This is a genomic window from Rhodococcus rhodnii NBRC 100604 (assembly GCF_001894925.1).
GTDB classification, from domain to species: Bacteria; Actinomycetota; Actinomycetes; order Mycobacteriales; family Mycobacteriaceae; genus Rhodococcus_F; species Rhodococcus_F rhodnii.
Genome location: NZ_BCXD01000001.1, coordinates 198,307 through 216,431, shown reverse-complemented (window position 1 = coordinate 216,431; position 18,125 = coordinate 198,307). Strand labels below are relative to the sequence as shown.

Sequence of the window (18,125 nt, the reverse complement as noted above, 5' to 3'; positions counted from 1 at the left end):
GCGTTTTCGACGGCGAGTGATGACGACGCAACACAGTACCCAGGAGACCGTCGCCGCGACAAAGAACACGACTCCCGCGGCAAATGCCAAATACCAACTGTTCTCGAATGGCCACCAGTGTCCCAGGGATGCGATTATCAGGATAGACGCAATGATAGTTGCAGCAGTAACCGCGATACCCAGCGGCAACAGCCGCCCTTGAGTAGGAAGTCAAGGCTGCGACATCACATTTACTCATTTGTCTGAGTCTTTCCCAGTAGTTCGGATCCTGTTTGGTCAACAGATTGCAGCCTGCATCGGCGACCGTCGCAACCTGCCGAGCACCGCGGCCGTACTCTCGGCATGTCACTTCTATGCAGTCTCAATGCCTCGGTCGGAAACCCGGTCCGCGTCGCACAATTCTGTGTTGCACCGGAGCCTCGATGGCTCCTCGGAGTCCGGGGGATTTCGGGCTCTTCCTCATTCAGAGTGCGTTGATCCGATCCTGCAACTGACCGGAGTGGATCAGCGACCGCCAGATGTAGTGGGTCAGGTTGCGGAACCCGAGGGCGATGCCGCGTAGGTGTTCGAGGCGGCCGTTGATCGCTTCGACAGGCCCGTTGGAGACGCCGGCGTCGAAGTACGCGAGGATCTCGCTGCGGCGTCGCCAGAGGCTGCGGCCGAGCTGCGCCAGCTCCTCCAGCCCTCTCGGTAGACCGGGTCTGATTCGTTCGAGGCACGTGAACATCGCCAGCTTCCCGGCCCGCTTGTCGGGGTTGCCGTAGGCGGCGATCAGCTCCTGATGGCACCACGCGGTGACGTCGACCGCGACGTGCGCGGCGAACGCTCCCTCGAGCCGCTTTCGCTGCCGCTCGGTGAGCAGGTCGCTGCGGGTGAGCAGGATCCGGCGGATCCCGTACAACAGATCCCCGACACGACCACGATGACCGTGGGTGGCCTGTTGGATCCGTTGCCGACACATCGTGAGCTTCTCCGCCGCCAGGTGCACCACGTGGAACGGGTCCATCACCGCCCGCGCCGCCGGTAGCGATTCGGCGGTGGCGGTCCGGTAGCCGGTGAACCCATCCATCGCCACGATCTGCACTCGGTCCCAAAACTGCTGATCGCGTGCCTCGAGCCAACCGGTCAGGGCGGCTTTCGATCGGCCCGCCACCATGTCGAGCAGCCGGGCGGGCCCGGTGCCCTCGATCACCGGAGTCAGGTCCACGATGACGGTGACGAAGTCCGGGTCGCCCTGTCCGCGGCGGTGCTTCCACTTGTGCTCGTCGACACCGAGGGAGCGGACACCGTCGAGGTGCCCTGGGCGGTCGAACGCCAACTCGCGGGATGCGGCGAGGGCGTTGACGGTGTCCCACCCAGTCCCAGTGCTCTCGCGACGGCGGCGATGGACTCTTGTCGATCGCCAACCGCTGCAGGATCCAGCGGGCGCACTGCCTTGTGGTGGTGGCCTTCGGGGCTGCTACCTGGTTGATCCGCTGCCGGAAGATACTCACCTCGCAGCTCTCGTCAGCGCAGGTGTAGCGGGGTATCCGGACGCGAAGTCGCGTCGGGTGCCCGACCACCGGCAGATCGGCGAGGACGCGGTCGACGTTGGTCTCGCTGCCGTCCTCTTATTCGGCCGACTTGTTCACGCGCGGCAGCACGGATCGGTGCTCCCATAGTGGGTGTCAATCCCCGCCCTTTTGCGTGCTGGGAGCCGACTAATCATGTTCCTCGTTCGAATTCGTACCATTCGCCGCCGAGCATGCGGAGTCTGCCGAATTTGTTGGGATCAGGCGTGCAGTTGGGACCGTACATCCACCCGTAGGTGGAAATAGGAAACCACTCACGGTCGACGAAGTAAACGCACCCGTCGGACTCTAGGGACACTGAGGAGAAGTACAGCCCCCCAATCGTTACATTCTCTAACGATTCACCTGGGTTGGACTGAATGCCCTGGGCGACCTCTTCCATATCTGCGCGCGCAGTATCGAAGTTGGGGGCTGGGAAAACTAGACCGCAAAGAACTGCTGCCGAAACCACCGCCGGTGCCACCCCCATCGTCCAGGAAAGTCGGCGTTCCCTCTTCCAGAAGCGGACTATGCGCCAGGCCCAGAGAATCCCGACAACAGAAAATCCGAGAATGCAGACAGAAACGATTGCGAGTTTTATTACCCCGCCGTTTCTGTGCGGGATCGGCCACCAGTCGTAGTGGACGCCCAGAATTGCTACCGTGAACAGTGACGTAACAATCGCGAGAACGACGCCGGGTGGACGGGTCGAGCTGCCCGCTTTTGGCTCATTGTAGACCGGGGACCACCCGGCGCCATTCTCCACTGAGATTCCTCTCTTTCCGCCCGCTATGGGGCAAACAGGGCGATGAGGTCGTTCGCGTTCGGGTTGGACTGGTCGACGGAACCGATATCTTCGGGATTGATGATCCGTGCGTAGTCGGCGTACGAATTACACGTGGAAATTATTCCTGATACATTTCCTTCGTTTCGTAATCCAACTGCGCGTCCAGTTATATTGTTGTACTGATCCATGATCGCAGCGTCGTCGGTAGTGTACTTGTCGCGCTCGTGTGCATCGCCAAGAAGTGAAGCGAACTCCGCATTTGAGGCTTCAGTGGTCATGGCCTGCCAGAGGCAGTGTCGATCCGCGTCGAGTTGGTCATCTTGATACAGTGGGCCGCTGCTACCAAGGTGGTGGGGAAAGTGGCGCTCGGATTGTTCTTGCGAGTCGAAATGCGCGCGAACAGAGCGGCCGCAATCGTATGGATTGTTTCCACAAACTAGGCTGGTGTAACCGCCGATTCGGTAATACGGGTTATAGTCCTCGGTGGTCTCGCTGGCAACGTTGTGGAGCACTGTTACAGGCAAAGGTCGAGACTGAGCTACCCCGACCTGGTAAACTAGTTGATTACCCTCAACGGAAGTCTGCAAGCTGAGCCCGGTTTTTGCAGCGTCCGCTGCGATCGGGCCACCGATGTCGGCGACGACACGGCCTGCTGAATCTACGATCTCTATGCTCCGTCCCGAGGTCCGCAAGCTCAGGCCAGCAGGGAGTCCGAAGACGAGCTTGAGCTGCGGAGGCGCCTGAGCATCAAGAATCGAGAGCTCGACATTGGCCAGGGATCTGCTGGGTGTGATTCGCAAGGCAACGCGAAAACCCGGACCGCTATAGGAGATGCCGTTTGGCAGAGTTGCAGATTGCAGGGTGCCAGGTGCGGATACTCCATAGGTCAGAGAAAGCCCGCCTCCGAGCGGGATCGCAGTTCCTGGTGTGTGAATAACGCCGTTCTGGAACTGTTGTCGGAGATCTCGGCCATCATTGATCGGATCACCGTTAGGGTAGCCGAACGAACTACGCTCGTACCCAGCTGCGGACCACTGATCGAGCACAGCCCCCACGATGGGTCGAGCCCCGGTCGCCGGGTGCCAGTAGATGACGCCGCGTTCGAATCTGTTCATGCGGCCTTGGCCGTCGGGGAGGCGGATTTCGTCGGAAGTGGGGTAGCCGAGGAGGCTTCCGCCTCGTTCGGCGCCGGTGGTGTTCCATTTGTCGCGGATGGCTCCGCCGACGAAGTAGGCCTCGTTGAGGCGCCAGTAGATGGTGCCGCCTTGGAACTCCTGGCGGCGGCCGATGCCGTCGGGGTTGACGATTTCGTCGGTGGTGGGGTACTTGAGGACGCCGCTTTCCCAGCCGTTGCGTGCCCATGCGGCGAAGAAGTGGTTGAGGACGGGGTGTGCGCCGGAGGCTGCGGACCAGTAGATGGGTCCGTTGACGAATGTCTGCCGGCGGCCGTGGATGTCGGGGTTGACGAGTTCGTTGGAGGTGGGGAAGCCGAGGAAGCTGAGGGCGCCGCCGAGGGAGTCGTACTTGATGCTGGATCTGTCCGCAGACCAGGTATTGCTCGGCGGGCCAGTAGCGGCGGCAGTCCGCGGGGTCGGCGGCGGCGGTGCCGCGGCGAGCCATGCGCTGTTTCGCGTCGTTGGCTTCGGCGATCTCGGCGCGGTCGGCGTCGTCTTTGGTGAAGCCGTCGGGAATCTCTTCGCGGTCCGAGCGCATCTTGCCGGGGATGACGCGGTCGTTCGGGTTCTCGGTGGGCAGGCCGGTGAACGGGATCTTCTGTCCGGTCGCGAGGGCTTCCGGCGATTCGGTCGCCCCCGGCATGGAGTCCGGGGGAGTTGCTTGCGGGGCGGCCGACGAGGTGGCCGGCGGTATCTGCTCAGCCTGTTCGGCGGTCGGGGTCGTCGTGGCGTACGGCTGCGGGGCGACCGCCGACGACTCGCTCGGTGCCGCCGATGTCTGTGTCGGTGTCGACGTGGCGATACCCGCGGTGGGGATGTGGCCATCTGACACCTGCTTCGTTCGTAGCGATGGGGTCAGCGGCGGCCGTCGCTTGCGAGGAACGTATGGCACGACCTCATCAACCTCACCCGTACCAGATAACACTTAGGTCACAAATCGGTCGAACGGTATGGAGTCCGCAAACAGGATGAGCGTCGTCGTAAGTGGGGAGTCGAGGGCGCGAAGCGAAACCAAGCAGTGATGCTTGATTTTTTTCGCGCAGAGTGTGACGCTGCCATCGGAATGTGATCGCAGTAACACGCGCGACGAGAACCCGAAGGTGGTCCGTGTCCATGAGCGTCACCAGCCCCGACATCACCCGCAGCGACCGCACGAGCTTCATCGAGACCGAGGAACGCCGCGAACTCCGCAGCGCCGTCTCCGCGCTCGGCGCCCGCTACGGCTACCGCGAGTACGTGCTGCCCAAGGCGCGCGTCGGCGAACCCCTCACCGAACTGTGGAAGGACGCTGCGGAACTGGGCTTCCTCGGCGTCAACCTCCCCGAGGAGTACGGCGGCGGCGGAGCCGGCATCTACGAACTCGCCCTCGTGCAGGAAGAGCTCGCGGCCCACGGCGCGGGCCTGCTGCTCGTCGTCGTCTCACCCGCGATCTGCGGCACGATCATCGCGAAGTACGGCACCGACGACCAGAAGCGGACGTGGCTCCCCGGCCTCGCCGCCGGGACGTCGATCATGGCGTTCGGCATCACCGAGCCCGACGCCGGCTCCAACTCGCACCAGATCACCACGACGGCCCGTCGCGACGGCGACGACTGGATCGTGCGCGGCAACAAGGTCTACATCTCGGGCGTCGATCAGGCCGACGCCGTCCTCGTCGTCGCCCGCACCGAGGACTCGCGCACCGGGAAGCTCCGGCCCGCCCTGTTCATCGTCCCCACCGACACCCCGGGCTTCGAGCGCACGCGGATGCACATGGACATCCTCGAACCCGATCATCAGTTCACGCTGTTCCTCGACGACGTCCGGCTCCCGTCGACCGCGCTCGTCGGCGAAGCGGCCGCCGCCCTCATGCAGCTCTTCGCGGGCCTCAACCCCGAGCGGATCCTCGGCGCGGCGATGGCCGTGGGGCAGGGGCGCTACGCGCTCGACGCCGCGGTGCGGTTCGCGAACGAGCGCACGGTGTGGAAGGAGCCGATCGGCGCTCACCAGGGCATCGCGCACCCGCTGGCCCAGGTGAAGATCGAGCTCGATCTCGCCGAGCTCATGATGCGCAAGGCTGCGGTGCTCTACGACGAGGGCGACGACTTCGGTGCGGCCGAGGCCGCGAACATGGCGAAGTACGCCGCCGCCGAGGCCAGCATCAAGGCGCTCGACCAGGCGATCCAGACGCACGGCGGCGCCGGGCTCACCCAGGAATACGGCCTCGCGGCGATGCTCGCCGCGGCCCGGATCGCCCGCGTCGCACCGGTCAGCCGCGAGATGATCCTCAACTACGTCGCGCAGCACTCCCTCGGGCTGCCGCGCTCGTACTGATGCCGCCCACCGAGACGGGAGAGCACATGACCACAGCGCCGGACGTCCGGGTGCACTACGACGTCGCGAACGCGATCGCGACCGTCACGCTCGACTCGCCGCACAACCGCAACGCCCTCTCCGATCCGCTCGTGACGGGGATCGAGCAGAGCCTCGCCGACGCCGCGGCGGACCCCGACGTGCGCGCCGTCGTGCTGACCCACACGGGCGGCACCTTCTGTGCGGGGGCCGACCTCTCGCGGGCGTCGGCGGACGTCACCGAACGCTCGCTGCAGATGGCGCGGCTGCTGCGCGCGATCGTCGCACTGCCCAAGCCGGTGATCGCGCACGTCGACGGCCACGTCCGGGCCGGCGGGATGGGCCTCGTAGCGGCGTGCGACATCGCGATCGCGGGCCCGTCGAGCAGTTTCGCGCTCACCGAGGCGCGGCTCGGACTCGCGGCGTCGATCATCTCGCTCACGGTGCTGCCCCGGATCACCCCGCGCGCCGCGGCACGGTACTTCCTCACGGGGGAGCGGTTCGACGCCGCGGAGGCACAGCGGATCGGCCTCGTGACGCTCGCCGCCGACGACCCCGCCGCGGCGGTCGCGGCGGTCGCGGCCGACCTCCGCACCGCGTCGCCGCAGGGCCTCGAGGAATCCAAGCGCCTCGTCACGCGCGAGATCCTCGCCGGATTCGACGCCCACTCCGACGACCTCGCGGCACGATCGGCGAGGTTGTTCGAGTCCGACGAGGCACGAGAGGGGATGATGGCGTTTCTGCAGAAGCGTGCACCGCGTTGGGCGGACGCGGCGCGCTGATCGAGCGCAGCCCGCGCCCGCACGGGCGCGACCGTCACCGAGGAGAGTCCATGGCGCACACGAGCACTCGCGAACCGAAACAGGATCGCAGTCGAGCGACGCGTCAGGCCCTGCTCGAAGCGACGATCGACGCCCTCGCCGAACTCGGCTGGGCCGCGACGACGGTCGGCGTCGTCGCGGCCCGCGCGGGAGTCTCACGCGGCGCGACCCAGCATCACTTCCCGACGCGCGAGGACCTCATCTTCGCGGCGCTGGACCACATGTTCGACGCCCGCATCGAGGAGGCCCGCCGCGACGGCGCCGACCTGCCGCCGGGCGAGGACCGCACGTACGCCGTCGTCCAGCGGCTGTTCGATCGGTGCGCGGGCCCGCTGTTCAAGGCCGCACTCCAGGTGTGGACGGCCGCGGCGTCGGACGCCGAGCTGCGTGCCCGGATCCTGCCCGTCGAGGAGCGGTTCGGCCGGCTCACCCACGCCGCCGCCGTCGAGCAGCTCCGCGCCGACGACTCCGACACCGCGACGCACCGTCTCGTCCAGGCGACCCTCGACCTCGCGCGCGGACTCGGCCTCGCCGACGTGATGACCGACGACTCGCGACGCCGCAACGAGATCGCGCGGGCGTGGGCGGCTCATCTCGACGCAGTGCTCGTCCGCACCTCGGCCGCGGGCGCGCCGAACCACACGGGAGACGACAGCGCGCAGTAGAGTCTCGCGCGTGCGCAGCAGGGCGTGGACGACACCGATCGTGGTGATCGCCGCTGCCGGGCTCACGGCGTGCGGCGGCGACGACGCGCCACCGGCCCCACCGCAGGCGGCGGCGTCCGGTGAGGCCGAACCCGGCCCCTTCTTCGACGAGTGCGGCGCGGTGACCGACGACGAGGTCGCGCGTGCGTTCGCGGTCCCGGGCTTCACGACGGTGACGCGCAACTCGGTCGGCTGCGAGTGGGAGGTCGCGGGGACGAGCGGCCCGAGCGTGACGTTCTCGTGGTACCGCGGCAGCCCCATCGGACGCGAGCGCGCCGGCTCCGAGCTGATCGGGCGCGCGGCGTCGGACATCGAGATCGCGGGGCAGCCCGGCTTCGTCGCGTCCGCCGGCAACTACCTGTGCGAACTGGGCGTCGCGTTCGGCGGCGACTTCGTGCACTGGTCGATCATGTACGGCGAATCCGCGCCCACCGCCGATCCGTGCGACGTCGCACGCGAGCTGGCCGAGACCTCGATCTCGCGGGCGGAGCGATGACCGGGCGCGGAGCGGTGATCGGGCGCAGCGGGGTGACCCGCCGCTGGGCGGCCGTCGCCGCGGCCGTGGGCGTCGTCGCGTCCGGGTGCGGGACGACGGTCCCCGGCACCCCGGTGGCCGAGGGCGGCGGCGCCGACCTCTCCGGCTTCACCGATCTGCTGCGCGAGTGCGACGTGGTGGCCGATCCCGACATCGCCGCGACGGTCGGCGCCGACGCCATCGTGCGCGACTTCTTCGGCGCCATCTGCCGGTGGAGCGCGGTCGGGGCCGGCGGGCTCGTCAAGATCACGTTCGACTGGTTCGAGACCGGCTCGCTCGACACGGAGGAACAGACCGCGCGGCGCCTGGGTTATGCAGTCGAGCAGACCACGATCGAGGGACGCCGCGCGATCGTCGTCACCAGGCCCGGTGATCCCGGCTCGTGCGGCACGACGCTCGGTGCGCCGAGTGCGGGCGTCGTGGGATGGTGGGTGCAGTACCCGTCCGGCGGCGGGGATCCGTGCGCCGCCGCCACGCGGCTCGCCGAGCTCACCGTCGACGTCGCCAACTAGAGGTGGCCGTACCGGGTCTACCCAGCACCGGGGCATTTTGACCGGGCGGCGCGGCGACAGGTATCGTTGAGGGTCGTGTCCGGCCTCGCGCTCACTCGAGCGACCATGGCCGAGACCGAACTGTGTGCCTAGCGAGGTAGTGCCGTGCGCGCGTTCGAGCGGATTCGTCCGTGTCGGCGAGCCGTCCGGCTGCCTGTGTGGGGGTATGCGACACACCCGACCTCGGGTGCACGATCGAGGATGTTCGCCCTGGCGAGCGACCCCGCGACGTGCTCCGAACCGGGTTCGAGGCAGTAGCTCCCTTGCCTCAACTGCTGGATCCCTAACTTCACAACAGCCGAGACGAAGTGCCGCCCCATGGGGCGACGCAGTGAAGCTCCCCGAACGAGAAAGCCGGTATATGCCAACCATCAACCAACTGGTCCGCAAGGGCCGCCGCGACAAGGCCGCCAAGGTCAAGACCGCGGCCCTCAAGGGCAGCCCGCAGCGCCGTGGCGTGTGCACGCGCGTGTACACCACCACCCCGAAGAAGCCGAACTCGGCGCTTCGTAAGGTCGCGCGTGTGCGCCTGACCAGCGCGATCGAGGTCACCGCCTACATCCCCGGTGAGGGCCACAACCTGCAGGAGCACTCGATGGTGCTCGTCCGCGGCGGTCGTGTGAAGGACCTCCCGGGTGTGCGGTACAAGATCATCCGCGGCTCGCTCGACACCCAGGGTGTCAAGAACCGCAAGCAGGCCCGTAGCCGCTACGGCGCGAAGAAGGAGAAGAGCTGATGCCTCGTAAGGGTCCCGCTCCCAAGCGCCCGCTGATCAACGATCCCGTCTACGGGTCCCCGCTGGTCACGCAGCTCGTCAACAAGATCCTCCTCGACGGCAAGAAGTCGACGGCGGAGCGCATCGTCTACCGCGCCCTCGAAGAGGCCCGCGAGAAGACCGGCACCGATCCGGTCGTGACGCTCAAGCGCGCGCTCGACAACGTCAAGCCGTCGCTCGAGGTCAAGAGCCGCCGCGTCGGCGGTGCCACCTACCAGGTGCCCATCGAGGTCAAGCCGGCTCGCGCCAACACGCTCGCGCTGCGTTGGCTGGTCACCTTCTCGCGGCAGCGCCGTGAGAAGACGATGGTCGAGCGTCTCGCCAACGAGATCCTCGACGCCAGCAACGGCCTGGGTGCCGCGGTCAAGCGCCGCGAGGACACCCACAAGATGGCCGAAGCCAACAAGGCGTTCGCCCACTACCGCTGGTGACACCGCGCCGGGGGCGATCGGCGGCAACAGCACCGATCGCCCCCGCGCGTGTCGCAGGTCGGGCCGGCCTCACGGCCACCCGGCATCGCTAGAAGACAGAACTGGTCCACCGGACACCCCGGCCCGGGCCGCCACCCGAACACGAGCAACGAGCGGGGAAGAATTCCGTGGCACAGGAAGTGCTGACCGACCTGAACAAGGTCCGAAACATCGGCATCATGGCGCACATCGATGCCGGCAAGACCACGACCACCGAGCGCATCCTGTACTACACCGGTGTCAACTACAAGATCGGTGAGACTCACGACGGTGCGTCGACGACGGACTGGATGGAGCAGGAGAAGGAACGCGGCATCACCATCACCTCCGCCGCGGTGACCTGCTTCTGGAACAACAACCAGATCAACATCATCGACACCCCCGGCCACGTCGACTTCACGGTCGAGGTGGAGCGTTCGCTCCGTGTGCTCGACGGCGCCGTCGCCGTCTTCGACGGCAAAGAGGGCGTCGAGCCGCAGTCGGAGCAGGTGTGGCGGCAGGCCGCCAAGTACGACGTTCCGCGCATCTGTTTCGTCAACAAGATGGACAAGATGGGCGCGGACTTCTACTTCACCGTCCGCACGATCGTCGAGCGCCTCGGCGCGAAGCCGCTCGTCCTGCAGCTGCCGATCGGCGCCGAGGACGAGTTCGACGGCGTCGTCGACCTCGTCGAGATGAAGGCGATCACGTGGCGCGGCACCGTCGAGATCGGCGCCGCTCCGACGATCGAGGAGATCCCGGCCGACCTCGCCGACAAGGCCGCCGAGTACCGCGAGCAGCTGCTCGAGACGGTCGCCGAGTCCGACGAAGCGCTCATGGAGAAGTACTTCGCGGGTGAGGAACTCACCGTCGCGGAGATCAAGGGCGCCATCCGCAAGCTGACGGTCGCTTCCGAGCTGTACCCGGTGCTGTGTGGTTCCGCGTTCAAGAACAAGGGCGTGCAGCCCATGCTCGACGCGGTCATCGACTACCTGCCGAACCCGCTCGACATCGGCGAGGTCCACGGCCACGCGCTGGGCAACGAAGAAGAAGAGATGCGGCGCAAGCCCGCGAAGGACGAGCCGTTCTCGGCTCTCGCCTTCAAGATCGCGGCGCATCCGTTCTTCGGCAAGCTCACGTTCGTGCGTGTCTACTCGGGTCGTATCGAGCCGGGTGCCCAGGTCCTCAACGCGACCAAGGGCAAGAAGGAGCGCATCGGCAAGCTCTTCCAGATGCACGCCAACAAGGAGAACCCGGTCGACGAGGCCGTCGCGGGCCACATCTACGCGATGATCGGCCTGAAGGACACCACGACCGGCGACACCCTGTGCGATCAGGCGAACCCGATCGTCCTCGAGTCGATGTCCTTCCCGGACCCGGTCATCCAGGTCTCGATCGAGCCCAAGACCAAGTCCGACCAGGAGAAGCTGGGCGTCGCGATCCAGAAGCTCGCCGAAGAGGACCCGACCTTCTCGGTCGAACTCGACGACGAGACCGGCCAGACCGTCATCGGCGGTATGGGCGAGCTCCACCTCGACATCCTCGTCGACCGCATGAAGCGCGAGTTCAAGGTCGAGGCCAACGTCGGCAAGCCGCAGGTCGCGTACCGCGAGACCATCACGAAGGCCGTCGAGAAGCACGAGTTCACCCACAAGAAGCAGACGGGTGGCTCGGGCCAGTTCGCGAAGGTCATCATCGGTCTGGCGCCGTTCGTCGGCGAAGACGGTGCGACGTACGAGTTCGAGAACAAGGTCACCGGTGGCCGCGTTCCCCGCGAGTACATCCCGTCGGTCGACGCTGGTGCGCAGGACGCGATGCAGTACGGCGTACTCGCCGGCTACCCGCTGGTGAACCTGAAGATGACCCTCCTCGACGGCGCCTACCACGACGTCGACTCGTCGGAGATGGCCTTCAAGATCGCCGGCTCGCAGGCGCTCAAGGAAGCCGCCCGCAAGGCGGGGCCGGTCATTCTCGAGCCGCTCATGGCCGTCGAGGTCACGACACCCGAGGACTACATGGGTGAAGTGATCGGCGACCTCAACTCCCGCCGTGGCCAGATCCAGGCCATGGAGGAACGCAGTGGTGCCCGTGTCGTGAAGGCGCTGGTTCCGCTCTCGGAGATGTTCGGTTACATCGGTGATCTGCGGTCCAAGACCCAGGGCCGAGCGAACTTCTCCATGGTGTTCGATTCCTACGCTGAGGTTCCCGCGAACGTCTCGAAGGAAATCATCGCCAAGGCGACGGGCGAGTAAGCGAGAGCTCACTGCTCGTGACCCGGGTGAGTTCCTCGCCCGGCGCCGAACACGACAAGTAATCACAACCGCACTGCTGCATCCAGCAAGCACCAATCAGTCCAGGAGGACAATCAAGTGGCGAAGGCGAAGTTCGAGCGGACCAAGCCGCACGTGAACATCGGCACCATCGGTCACGTCGACCACGGCAAGACCACGCTGACCGCAGCGATCACCAAGGTGCTGCACGACAAGTACCCGGATCTCAACGAGAGCTTCGCGTTCGACGCGATCGACAAGGCTCCGGAGGAGAAGGCCCGCGGTATCACGATCAACATCTCGCACGTCGAGTACCAGACGGAGAAGCGTCACTACGCTCACGTCGATGCTCCGGGTCACGCCGACTACATCAAGAACATGATCACCGGCGCGGCTCAGATGGACGGCGCGATCCTGGTCGTGGCAGCCACCGACGGCCCGATGCCGCAGACCCGTGAGCACGTGCTGCTCGCGCGTCAGGTCGGCGTTCCCTACATCCTCGTGGCGCTGAACAAGGCCGACATGGTCGACGACGAGGAGATCCTCGAGCTCGTCGAGATGGAGGTCCGTGAGCTCCTCGCTGCGCAGGACTTCGACGAGGAAGCCCCCGTCGTGAAGGTCTCGGCGCTCAAGGCGCTCGAGGGCGACGCGAAGTGGGCCGAGAGCATCGTCGAGCTCATGAACGCCGTCGACGAGTCGATCCCGGACCCCGTCCGTGAGACCGACAAGCCGTTCCTCATGCCCGTCGAGGACGTCTTCACGATCACCGGTCGTGGCACCGTCGTCACCGGCCGTATCGAGCGTGGCGCGGTCAACGTGAACGAGGACGTCGAGATCGTCGGCATCAAGGAGACCTCGACCAAGACCACGGTCACGGGTATCGAGATGTTCCGCAAGCTCCTCGACTCGGGCCAGGCGGGCGACAACGTCGGCCTCCTGATCCGTGGCATCAAGCGTGAGGACGTCGAGCGCGGCCAGGTCGTCATCAAGCCGGGCACCACGACTCCCCACACGGAGTTCGAGGGCCAGGCATACATCCTGTCGAAGGACGAGGGTGGCCGCCACACGCCGTTCTTCAACAACTACCGTCCGCAGTTCTACTTCCGTACGACGGACGTGACGGGCGTCGTGACGCTGCCCGAGGGCACCGAGATGGTCATGCCCGGCGACAACACCGAGATGTCCGTCAAGCTGATCCAGCCGGTCGCGATGGACGAGGGCCTGCGCTTCGCCATCCGCGAGGGCGGCCGCACCGTCGGTGCAGGCAAGGTCACCAAGATCATCAAGTGATGATCCGCTGACCGGTCCGAGCGACCGGTCGGGCGAACCGAAGAAACGCCCATCCCGCTCGGGGTGGGCGTTTCTTCTGTTTCACGCGAGCGAACGGATCCTGCGGTAACGTTTCGGTATCGGCGGGCGTTCGGCTCGTCGCTTTTTCGTGCCACAGGTGTGTGGGAAACGGCTGGGATCGACCGAAGTCGGGAGGTAGGCGTGCAACGCGTCGTGGAAGCGGTCCGCTCGCGGGCCGGCGAGATCGGCCTCCTTGCGGGGCTCGTGCTGACGGCGATCGTCGTGACGTCCTACGTCCACGACGCCGCCACGGGGTACCTCATGGATCTGTCGGTGTTCCAGGACGCCGGACGGGCGTTCCGGGAGGGCCTCCCGCTGTACTCGGCGGACTTCCCGAGCACCTCCGGTTTCCGCTTCATCTACCCACCGTTCGCGGCCGTGCTGTTCGCGCCGCTCGCGTCGATCGGTGCGACGGTGCTGCAGGTCGGCTGGACCGTGCTCAACATCGTGCTGGTCTGGTGGATCGTCCGGACCGTGCTGCGCGCGCTGAACGTGCCGCGCGCGACCGTCGTCGCGATCGCTGTCGCCGGTGTGGCCCTGCTCCTCGAGCCGGTGCGGTCGAACTTCGCGTTCGGCCAGATCAACATCGTGCTCGTCGCGCTCGTCGTGGCCGACTGCCTCGGAGTGCTGCCGCGACGGCTGCGCGGTGTGGGCGTCGGTCTCGCGGCCGCCATCAAGCTCACCCCCGCGGCGTTCGGCCTGATCTTCCTGTTGCGTCGCGACTACCGCTCGGTCGGCCGCGTCGTCGGCACGTTCGCGGCGACGATCGCGCTCGGCTTCGCGCTGCTGCCGCAGGCGTCGCTGTGGTTCTGGACGACCGAGTTCTTCCTGTCCGACCGCGCCGGCAATCACGAGTTCGTCCGCAACCAGGCGGTGACGGGCATGCTCGCGCGCGTCGGTGTCGACGGCGTCGTCGCCGATGCGGTGTGGCTGCTCGCGGCCGCCGTCGTCGTGGCAGCCGCGTGGTGGGCCGCACTGCGATTCGTCCGGGCCGGCGAGCAGGTGGCCGCGGTCGGTGTCGTGTCGCTCGCGGTGCTGCTGGGCGCGCCGTTCGCGGTGACCCATCACTGGGTGTGGTGCATCCTGCTCGTCCCGCTCGCGATCGCACCGGCGTACCGCTCGTGGCGTCCGCTGCTCGCGTCCGCCGCGCTCGTCTTCTGGATCGCGCCGTACATCGCGTTCGTCGAGGAGCCGAACGGCTGGATCGACGCGGCGACGCGCCAACTGATCGGCAACGCCCAGGGCCTCGTGGGCCTCGTGCTGCTCGCCGCGGCCGTCGTCGCGGCGTCGAACCGTCCCGCGCGGGCCGGCGCCGTCCCTGCGGTTCCCGAGGATGCGACGTCGCGCGAGGAGGCGAGCCCGCCGGCGGTGCCCGCGTCCTAGCCGCGGCGCATTACCGTCCCTTTATCATCCGGTACCATGGAACGGGCAATCGGACGCCCAGATGTGAGGCGCCGCCCGTCTCACCGGAAACCGCGTGCTCGTGCCTGCCTCTCGTTCCCGTTCCGCCCCTGCCGTCTCGGCGTCCTCCGACGCCGTCGGCCCTGCTCGCCACGAATGGGTGGACGTCGCGAAGGGCGTGTGCATCGCGCTCGTCGTGCTGCTGCACGCGTCGAACTTCCTCATCGGCCGGGGCATGGCGCATCCGCTGTGGAACGACATCAACGCGCTCGTGCAGCCGATCCGGATGCCGCTGTTCTTCCTCGCGTCGGGGCTGTTCCTCGCGAAGACCCTCACGATGCCGTGGGCGCAGGTGCTGCGTCGTCGCGTCCTGCCGTTGCTCTACCTCTACGTCGTGTGGACGTTCGTGCGCTGGGCGTACTTCACGCTCTTTCCCGCGACGGCCGGGACGGCCGAGCCGGGCAGCATCTGGAAGCCGATTCGTGCCCTCGTGATCCCCGACAGCGGCCTGTGGTTCATCTACGCGCTCGCGGTCTTCGCCTTCGTGGCACGCGCACTCGTCCGTATCCCGGCGGTGCTGCAACTCGTCGCGGCGTTCGGGTCGGCCGTGGCAGTCCCGCACCTGGACTTCGGGAGCTGGACGTGGCACAACATGGCGACGCTGCTGGTGTTCTATCTCCTCGGCGTGCACGCCGCGCGGCACGCGCATCGCATCGCGGCGGCGGCGACGCCCGCCCGTGTCGCGGCTGCCGTCCTCGCGTTCGCGTGCGCCTTCGCGCTCGTGCGTGACGGAGCGCTCGCGCAGTCGTCCCTCGCGCACGTCGCGACGAGCACCGTCGGCCTCGTCACGGGCATCGCGGTCGCCGCGTTGCTCGCCCGGCACCGGGTCGCGGCGCCCTTCCGCCGGCTCGGGACTCGGACGCTCGCGGTCTTCCTGCTGCACGAGATCGCCTTCGGCACGGCACTCGCGTTGCTGCTCGCCGCCGGGCTCGAACCGACCGTGATGCAGCGAATCCCCGTGACCCCGCTGCTCGTCGCCGCGTTCGCGATCGTCGTCTCGCTGTGGGGACGCAGCGCGTTCGAGCGCATCGGGCTCGGCGTGCTGTTCACGATGCCGCCCCGGCTTCCTGATGCGCCGGCAGCGACGGGACGGGCCCTTCGTCGGGTGTGGGCGGCTCGAGGTGCAGCAGCACCCGCGTCGCGACGCGAGACCCGGGAAGCATGACGTTCGACCCCCGCGCCACCGCCTCGGCGGTGCTCGTGAACCCCACGACGTCGATCTCGGCGTCCGCGGTGACCGTCAGTTCGAGGGTCGGCAACCCGCGGTCGACCATCGCGTGGGCCCGGACGCGCCGCACCCCGGGATAGGCCCGCAACTGCTCCGCGAGTCCGTCCGCGAGCGCGGGCAGATCGAGCGTCGCACTGCCGTCCGCGGCGTCCCCCACCGTCACCGACTCGGGGCGCCGCCGCGTGAGGTCCACGACGAGGACGGCGAGCGCCAGCACGAGCGACGCGGCGAGCGTGCCCGCGAGCGCCCACACCCACCAGCTCTGCGTCGCCGCGGCGTCGACTGCTTCGCGGTCGTAACGGCCCACCCACTCGCGGATACGGGGGACGCCGATGTACCACGCGAACGCATACGCACCCGCGCCGAGCAGGACGAGCGCGAGCACCAGGACGACGAGCCGGTTGAACGCGGCGGCGCGGCGGCTCACGGCCGCGTCCTGATCCGGACGCGGCGATCGTCGTCGAGCAGTGCGATGACGGGCGCGACGGCGGTGCGCACCGTGGCATCGACGTCGGCGGGGTCGCCGGTCGCGTGCGTCGTGACGGTGACGTGGCGCCGGTCGACCGCGGTCCGCGCCGTCTGGACCGCGGCGACCGACCGCGCCAGCGAACTCGACGCGCGCGCGAGATCGCGTGGGCGTGTCCACACGACGGGTGTCTCGCCGGGTGTCGTACGGAGTGCGAGATGCGTGCGCGGGCGCGGCTTGAGTGCTGCGGCGAGCAGGACGAGACCGAGGGCGACGGCGGCGACGATCGCGGGAATGATCCAGTCGGACCAGTGCAGCCGCGACGCCCACTCGACGGTGTTGCGGACCCACGGTGCGCCGCCGATCCGGTCGTGCGCGATGAGCAACTCCCGTGCGCACACGAACGCGAGTCCGAGCGCGCCGATCGCCGTCACGATCGCGGCGGGGACGGCGGCGGGAACGGCGCGCGGGGTGTTGGCGCGGACCGGATCGGTGCGGGGGACCTCGTCGTCGACGGGCGTCTCGCCCAGCCCGGGCGCGGCGCCCGCGACGACGACGTTGAGGTCGGTGACCCGCAGCCCCGTCAGCCGCGTCACCTCGTCCACGACGCGGGCCCGCACGCGGGCGCCGAGGGTGTCGAGGCGCACGGGCCAGCGGACCGCGAGGTAGAGGGTGACGGCGACGGAGCCGTCGCCGGTGGAGAGCTCGGCGCGCGGCAGATCGCGTCCGGTGAGCCGGGTGAGCGACGATCCCGTCCGCACGACCTCGGGCACCGACAGCGCCGCCGCCTCGACGATGTGCGCGACGACGCGGTCGCGGATCACGAGCGCACCGCGATCGGCGGGGTCCTCGCCCGGCCGCGGTGACCGTGCGCGGACGGTGGTACCCGGCTCAGCCACGGCCGCGGCTGCGCAGGATGGCGCCGAGATCGAGATGGCCGTCGCGATGCGCCCCGATCGCCATCCCGGCCGCACCGAGCATCACGGCGAACACGAATCCGCTGAAGCCGCCGAGGATTCCCGCGAGTGCCAGCAGCAGCCCGCAGATGAGACCGACCGAGGTGTTGCTCATGTGCCGTTCCGTTCTCGCTGGTGCTCGCCGGGCCGAGTGCTCACTGGATCCGGAGGTCGGGGGCCGTACGGACGTCCTCGCCTTCGAGCACGACGTCGAACACCGTGATGTCGACCTCGGTGACTTCGAGGCCCGTCATGCGTTCGACGGCCTCGATCACGTTGCGGCGGATGGCGCCCGCGAGTTCGTGGAGCGCGACACCGAACTCGGCGACGATGCCGATGTCGATCGCGGCCTGCTTCTCGCCCACCTCGACCGCGACGCCCTGTGCGTGATTGACGCGGGCACCGGGGATGCGGTCGCGCAGCGCGCCGACGGCGCGGGCGGTGCCGCCACCCAGATCGTGGACGCCGTCGATCTCGCGGGCCGCGAGACCCGCGATCTTCGCGACGACGGCGTCGGCGATGACGGTGCGTCCCTCGGCGCCGACGAGTCCCTCCGGACCGCTCGCCGCGTACCGGATCTGGCGTCGGCGCGGGTCGGCTTCGGTGTCGTCGGGTCCCATCGCCCACTCCTCGGTGATTCGGGTGTCTCGTGTCGCTCTCAGAGTAGGACCGTTGCAGCGCGAGTGTGCGCTCGCCGCGCAGGACGCCGCGCACGC

At 67.8% G+C, this 18,125-nt stretch carries 17 protein-coding genes and 2 pseudogenes; 11 read left to right on the top strand and 8 right to left on the bottom strand.

Annotated features, from left to right (window positions below; translation table 11 throughout):
- Positions 1 to 463: 463 nt before the first annotated feature.
- The 4 genes and pseudogenes from RR1_RS22570 to RR1_RS22720 all read right to left on the bottom strand — a co-directional run.
- Positions 464 to 1,592, bottom strand: a pseudogene (locus RR1_RS22570) (ISL3 family transposase); the annotation flags it as partial.
- Between the two features lie 112 nt (positions 1,593 to 1,704).
- Complete coding sequence (locus RR1_RS21765; protein WP_143153648.1) at positions 1,705 to 2,316, bottom strand: DUF1109 domain-containing protein; 612 nt, start codon at positions 2,314 to 2,316, stop codon at positions 1,705 to 1,707.
- Between the two features lie 23 nt (positions 2,317 to 2,339).
- Positions 2,340 to 3,383 (bottom strand): LGFP repeat-containing protein, encoded by a 1,044-nt coding sequence (locus tag RR1_RS22725; RefSeq protein ID WP_238559036.1) that lies wholly within the window; start codon positions 3,381 to 3,383, stop codon positions 2,340 to 2,342.
- A 24-nt stretch (positions 3,384 to 3,407) separates the two neighbouring features.
- Positions 3,408 to 4,337 (bottom strand): annotated as a pseudogene (locus RR1_RS22720) (LGFP repeat-containing protein); the annotation flags it as partial.
- Positions 4,338 to 4,625: 288 nt separating this feature from the next.
- Here RR1_RS22720 and RR1_RS00935 point away from each other — a divergent pair.
- From RR1_RS00935 to RR1_RS00885, 11 genes are all read left to right on the top strand, one after another.
- Positions 4,626 to 5,825 (top strand): acyl-CoA dehydrogenase family protein, encoded by a 1,200-nt coding sequence (locus RR1_RS00935; RefSeq protein WP_010839068.1) that lies wholly within the window; start codon positions 4,626 to 4,628, stop codon positions 5,823 to 5,825.
- A gap of 26 nt (positions 5,826 to 5,851) precedes the next feature.
- Complete coding sequence (locus RR1_RS00930; protein ID WP_040774202.1) at positions 5,852 to 6,625, top strand: enoyl-CoA hydratase family protein; 774 nt, start codon at positions 5,852 to 5,854, stop codon at positions 6,623 to 6,625.
- Positions 6,626 to 6,675: 50 nt separating this feature from the next.
- Positions 6,676 to 7,329, top strand: coding sequence for a TetR/AcrR family transcriptional regulator (locus RR1_RS00925; RefSeq protein ID WP_051111239.1), 654 nt, complete (start codon positions 6,676 to 6,678; stop codon positions 7,327 to 7,329).
- A gap of 10 nt (positions 7,330 to 7,339) precedes the next feature.
- Positions 7,340 to 7,864, top strand: a complete 525-nt coding sequence (locus RR1_RS00920) for a DUF3558 domain-containing protein (RefSeq protein ID WP_010839071.1) — start codon at positions 7,340 to 7,342, stop codon at positions 7,862 to 7,864.
- On the top strand, positions 7,861 to 8,415 hold the full coding sequence (locus RR1_RS00915) for a DUF3558 domain-containing protein (protein ID WP_010839072.1): 555 nt from the start codon (positions 7,861 to 7,863) through the stop codon (positions 8,413 to 8,415). Before RR1_RS00920 ends, RR1_RS00915 begins: the two co-directional genes overlap by 4 nt.
- A 400-nt stretch (positions 8,416 to 8,815) precedes the next feature.
- The gene (rpsL, locus tag RR1_RS00910) at positions 8,816 to 9,190 is read left to right on the top strand and encodes a 30S ribosomal protein S12 (protein ID WP_010839073.1); all 375 of its coding nucleotides are present in this window, start codon (positions 8,816 to 8,818) and stop codon (positions 9,188 to 9,190) included.
- Entirely contained in the window at positions 9,190 to 9,660 is a 471-nt protein-coding gene (gene rpsG, locus RR1_RS00905) for a 30S ribosomal protein S7 (protein WP_010839074.1), read from the top strand. Before rpsL ends, rpsG begins: the two co-directional genes overlap by 1 nt.
- Before the next feature lie 167 nt (positions 9,661 to 9,827).
- Positions 9,828 to 11,930, top strand: coding sequence for an elongation factor G (fusA, locus tag RR1_RS00900; protein ID WP_010839076.1), 2,103 nt, complete (start codon positions 9,828 to 9,830; stop codon positions 11,928 to 11,930).
- 117 nt (positions 11,931 to 12,047) lie between these two features.
- Positions 12,048 to 13,238, top strand: coding sequence for an elongation factor Tu (tuf, locus tag RR1_RS00895; RefSeq protein ID WP_010839077.1), 1,191 nt, complete (start codon positions 12,048 to 12,050; stop codon positions 13,236 to 13,238).
- Between the two features lie 201 nt (positions 13,239 to 13,439).
- Positions 13,440 to 14,681: a glycosyltransferase 87 family protein gene (locus tag RR1_RS00890; protein WP_010839078.1), complete on the top strand. Its 1,242-nt coding sequence runs from the start codon at positions 13,440 to 13,442 to the stop codon at positions 14,679 to 14,681.
- Between the two features lie 100 nt (positions 14,682 to 14,781).
- Positions 14,782 to 15,924: an acyltransferase family protein gene (locus tag RR1_RS00885; RefSeq protein WP_169847012.1), complete on the top strand. Its 1,143-nt coding sequence runs from the start codon at positions 14,782 to 14,784 to the stop codon at positions 15,922 to 15,924.
- Here the strand turns inward: RR1_RS00885 and RR1_RS00880 are convergent.
- The 4 genes from RR1_RS00880 to RR1_RS00865 are packed head-to-tail and all read right to left on the bottom strand — an operon-like array spanning position 15,806 to position 18,029.
- Complete coding sequence (locus RR1_RS00880) at positions 15,806 to 16,414, bottom strand: hypothetical protein (RefSeq protein ID WP_071990759.1); 609 nt, start codon at positions 16,412 to 16,414, stop codon at positions 15,806 to 15,808. The genes RR1_RS00885 and RR1_RS00880 overlap by 119 nt on opposite strands.
- Positions 16,411 to 17,352: an Asp23/Gls24 family envelope stress response protein gene (locus RR1_RS00875; RefSeq protein ID WP_010839080.1), complete on the bottom strand. Its 942-nt coding sequence runs from the start codon at positions 17,350 to 17,352 to the stop codon at positions 16,411 to 16,413. The genes RR1_RS00880 and RR1_RS00875 overlap by 4 nt, the downstream gene beginning before the upstream one ends.
- Positions 17,345 to 17,524, bottom strand: a complete 180-nt coding sequence (locus RR1_RS00870) for a hypothetical protein (protein ID WP_010839081.1) — start codon at positions 17,522 to 17,524, stop codon at positions 17,345 to 17,347. Before RR1_RS00870 ends, RR1_RS00875 begins: the two co-directional genes overlap by 8 nt.
- A gap of 40 nt (positions 17,525 to 17,564) precedes the next feature.
- Positions 17,565 to 18,029 (bottom strand): Asp23/Gls24 family envelope stress response protein, encoded by a 465-nt coding sequence (locus RR1_RS00865; protein WP_010839082.1) that lies wholly within the window; start codon positions 18,027 to 18,029, stop codon positions 17,565 to 17,567.
- Positions 18,030 to 18,125 lie beyond the last annotated feature (96 nt).

What these genes read in the sequence shown, in the direction of transcription:
- RR1_RS00935 (WP_010839068.1), top strand. Translation starts at nt 4,626, where the DNA reads ATGAGCGTCACCAGCCCCGACATCACCCGCAGCGACCGCACGAGCTTC.
- RR1_RS00930 (WP_040774202.1), top strand. Translation starts at nt 5,852, where the DNA reads ATGACCACAGCGCCGGACGTCCGGGTGCACTACGACGTCGCGAACGCG.
- RR1_RS00870 (WP_010839081.1), bottom strand. Translation starts at nt 17,524, where the DNA reads ATGAGCAACACCTCGGTCGGTCTCATCTGCGGGCTGCTGCTGGCACTC.
- RR1_RS00915 (WP_010839072.1), top strand. Translation starts at nt 7,861, where the DNA reads ATGACCGGGCGCGGAGCGGTGATCGGGCGCAGCGGGGTGACCCGCCGC.
- RR1_RS00865 (WP_010839082.1), bottom strand. Translation starts at nt 18,029, where the DNA reads ATGGGACCCGACGACACCGAAGCCGACCCGCGCCGACGCCAGATCCGG.
- rpsL (WP_010839073.1), top strand. Translation starts at nt 8,816, where the DNA reads ATGCCAACCATCAACCAACTGGTCCGCAAGGGCCGCCGCGACAAGGCC.
- rpsG (WP_010839074.1), top strand. Translation starts at nt 9,190, where the DNA reads ATGCCTCGTAAGGGTCCCGCTCCCAAGCGCCCGCTGATCAACGATCCC.
- RR1_RS00925 (WP_051111239.1), top strand. Translation starts at nt 6,676, where the DNA reads ATGGCGCACACGAGCACTCGCGAACCGAAACAGGATCGCAGTCGAGCG.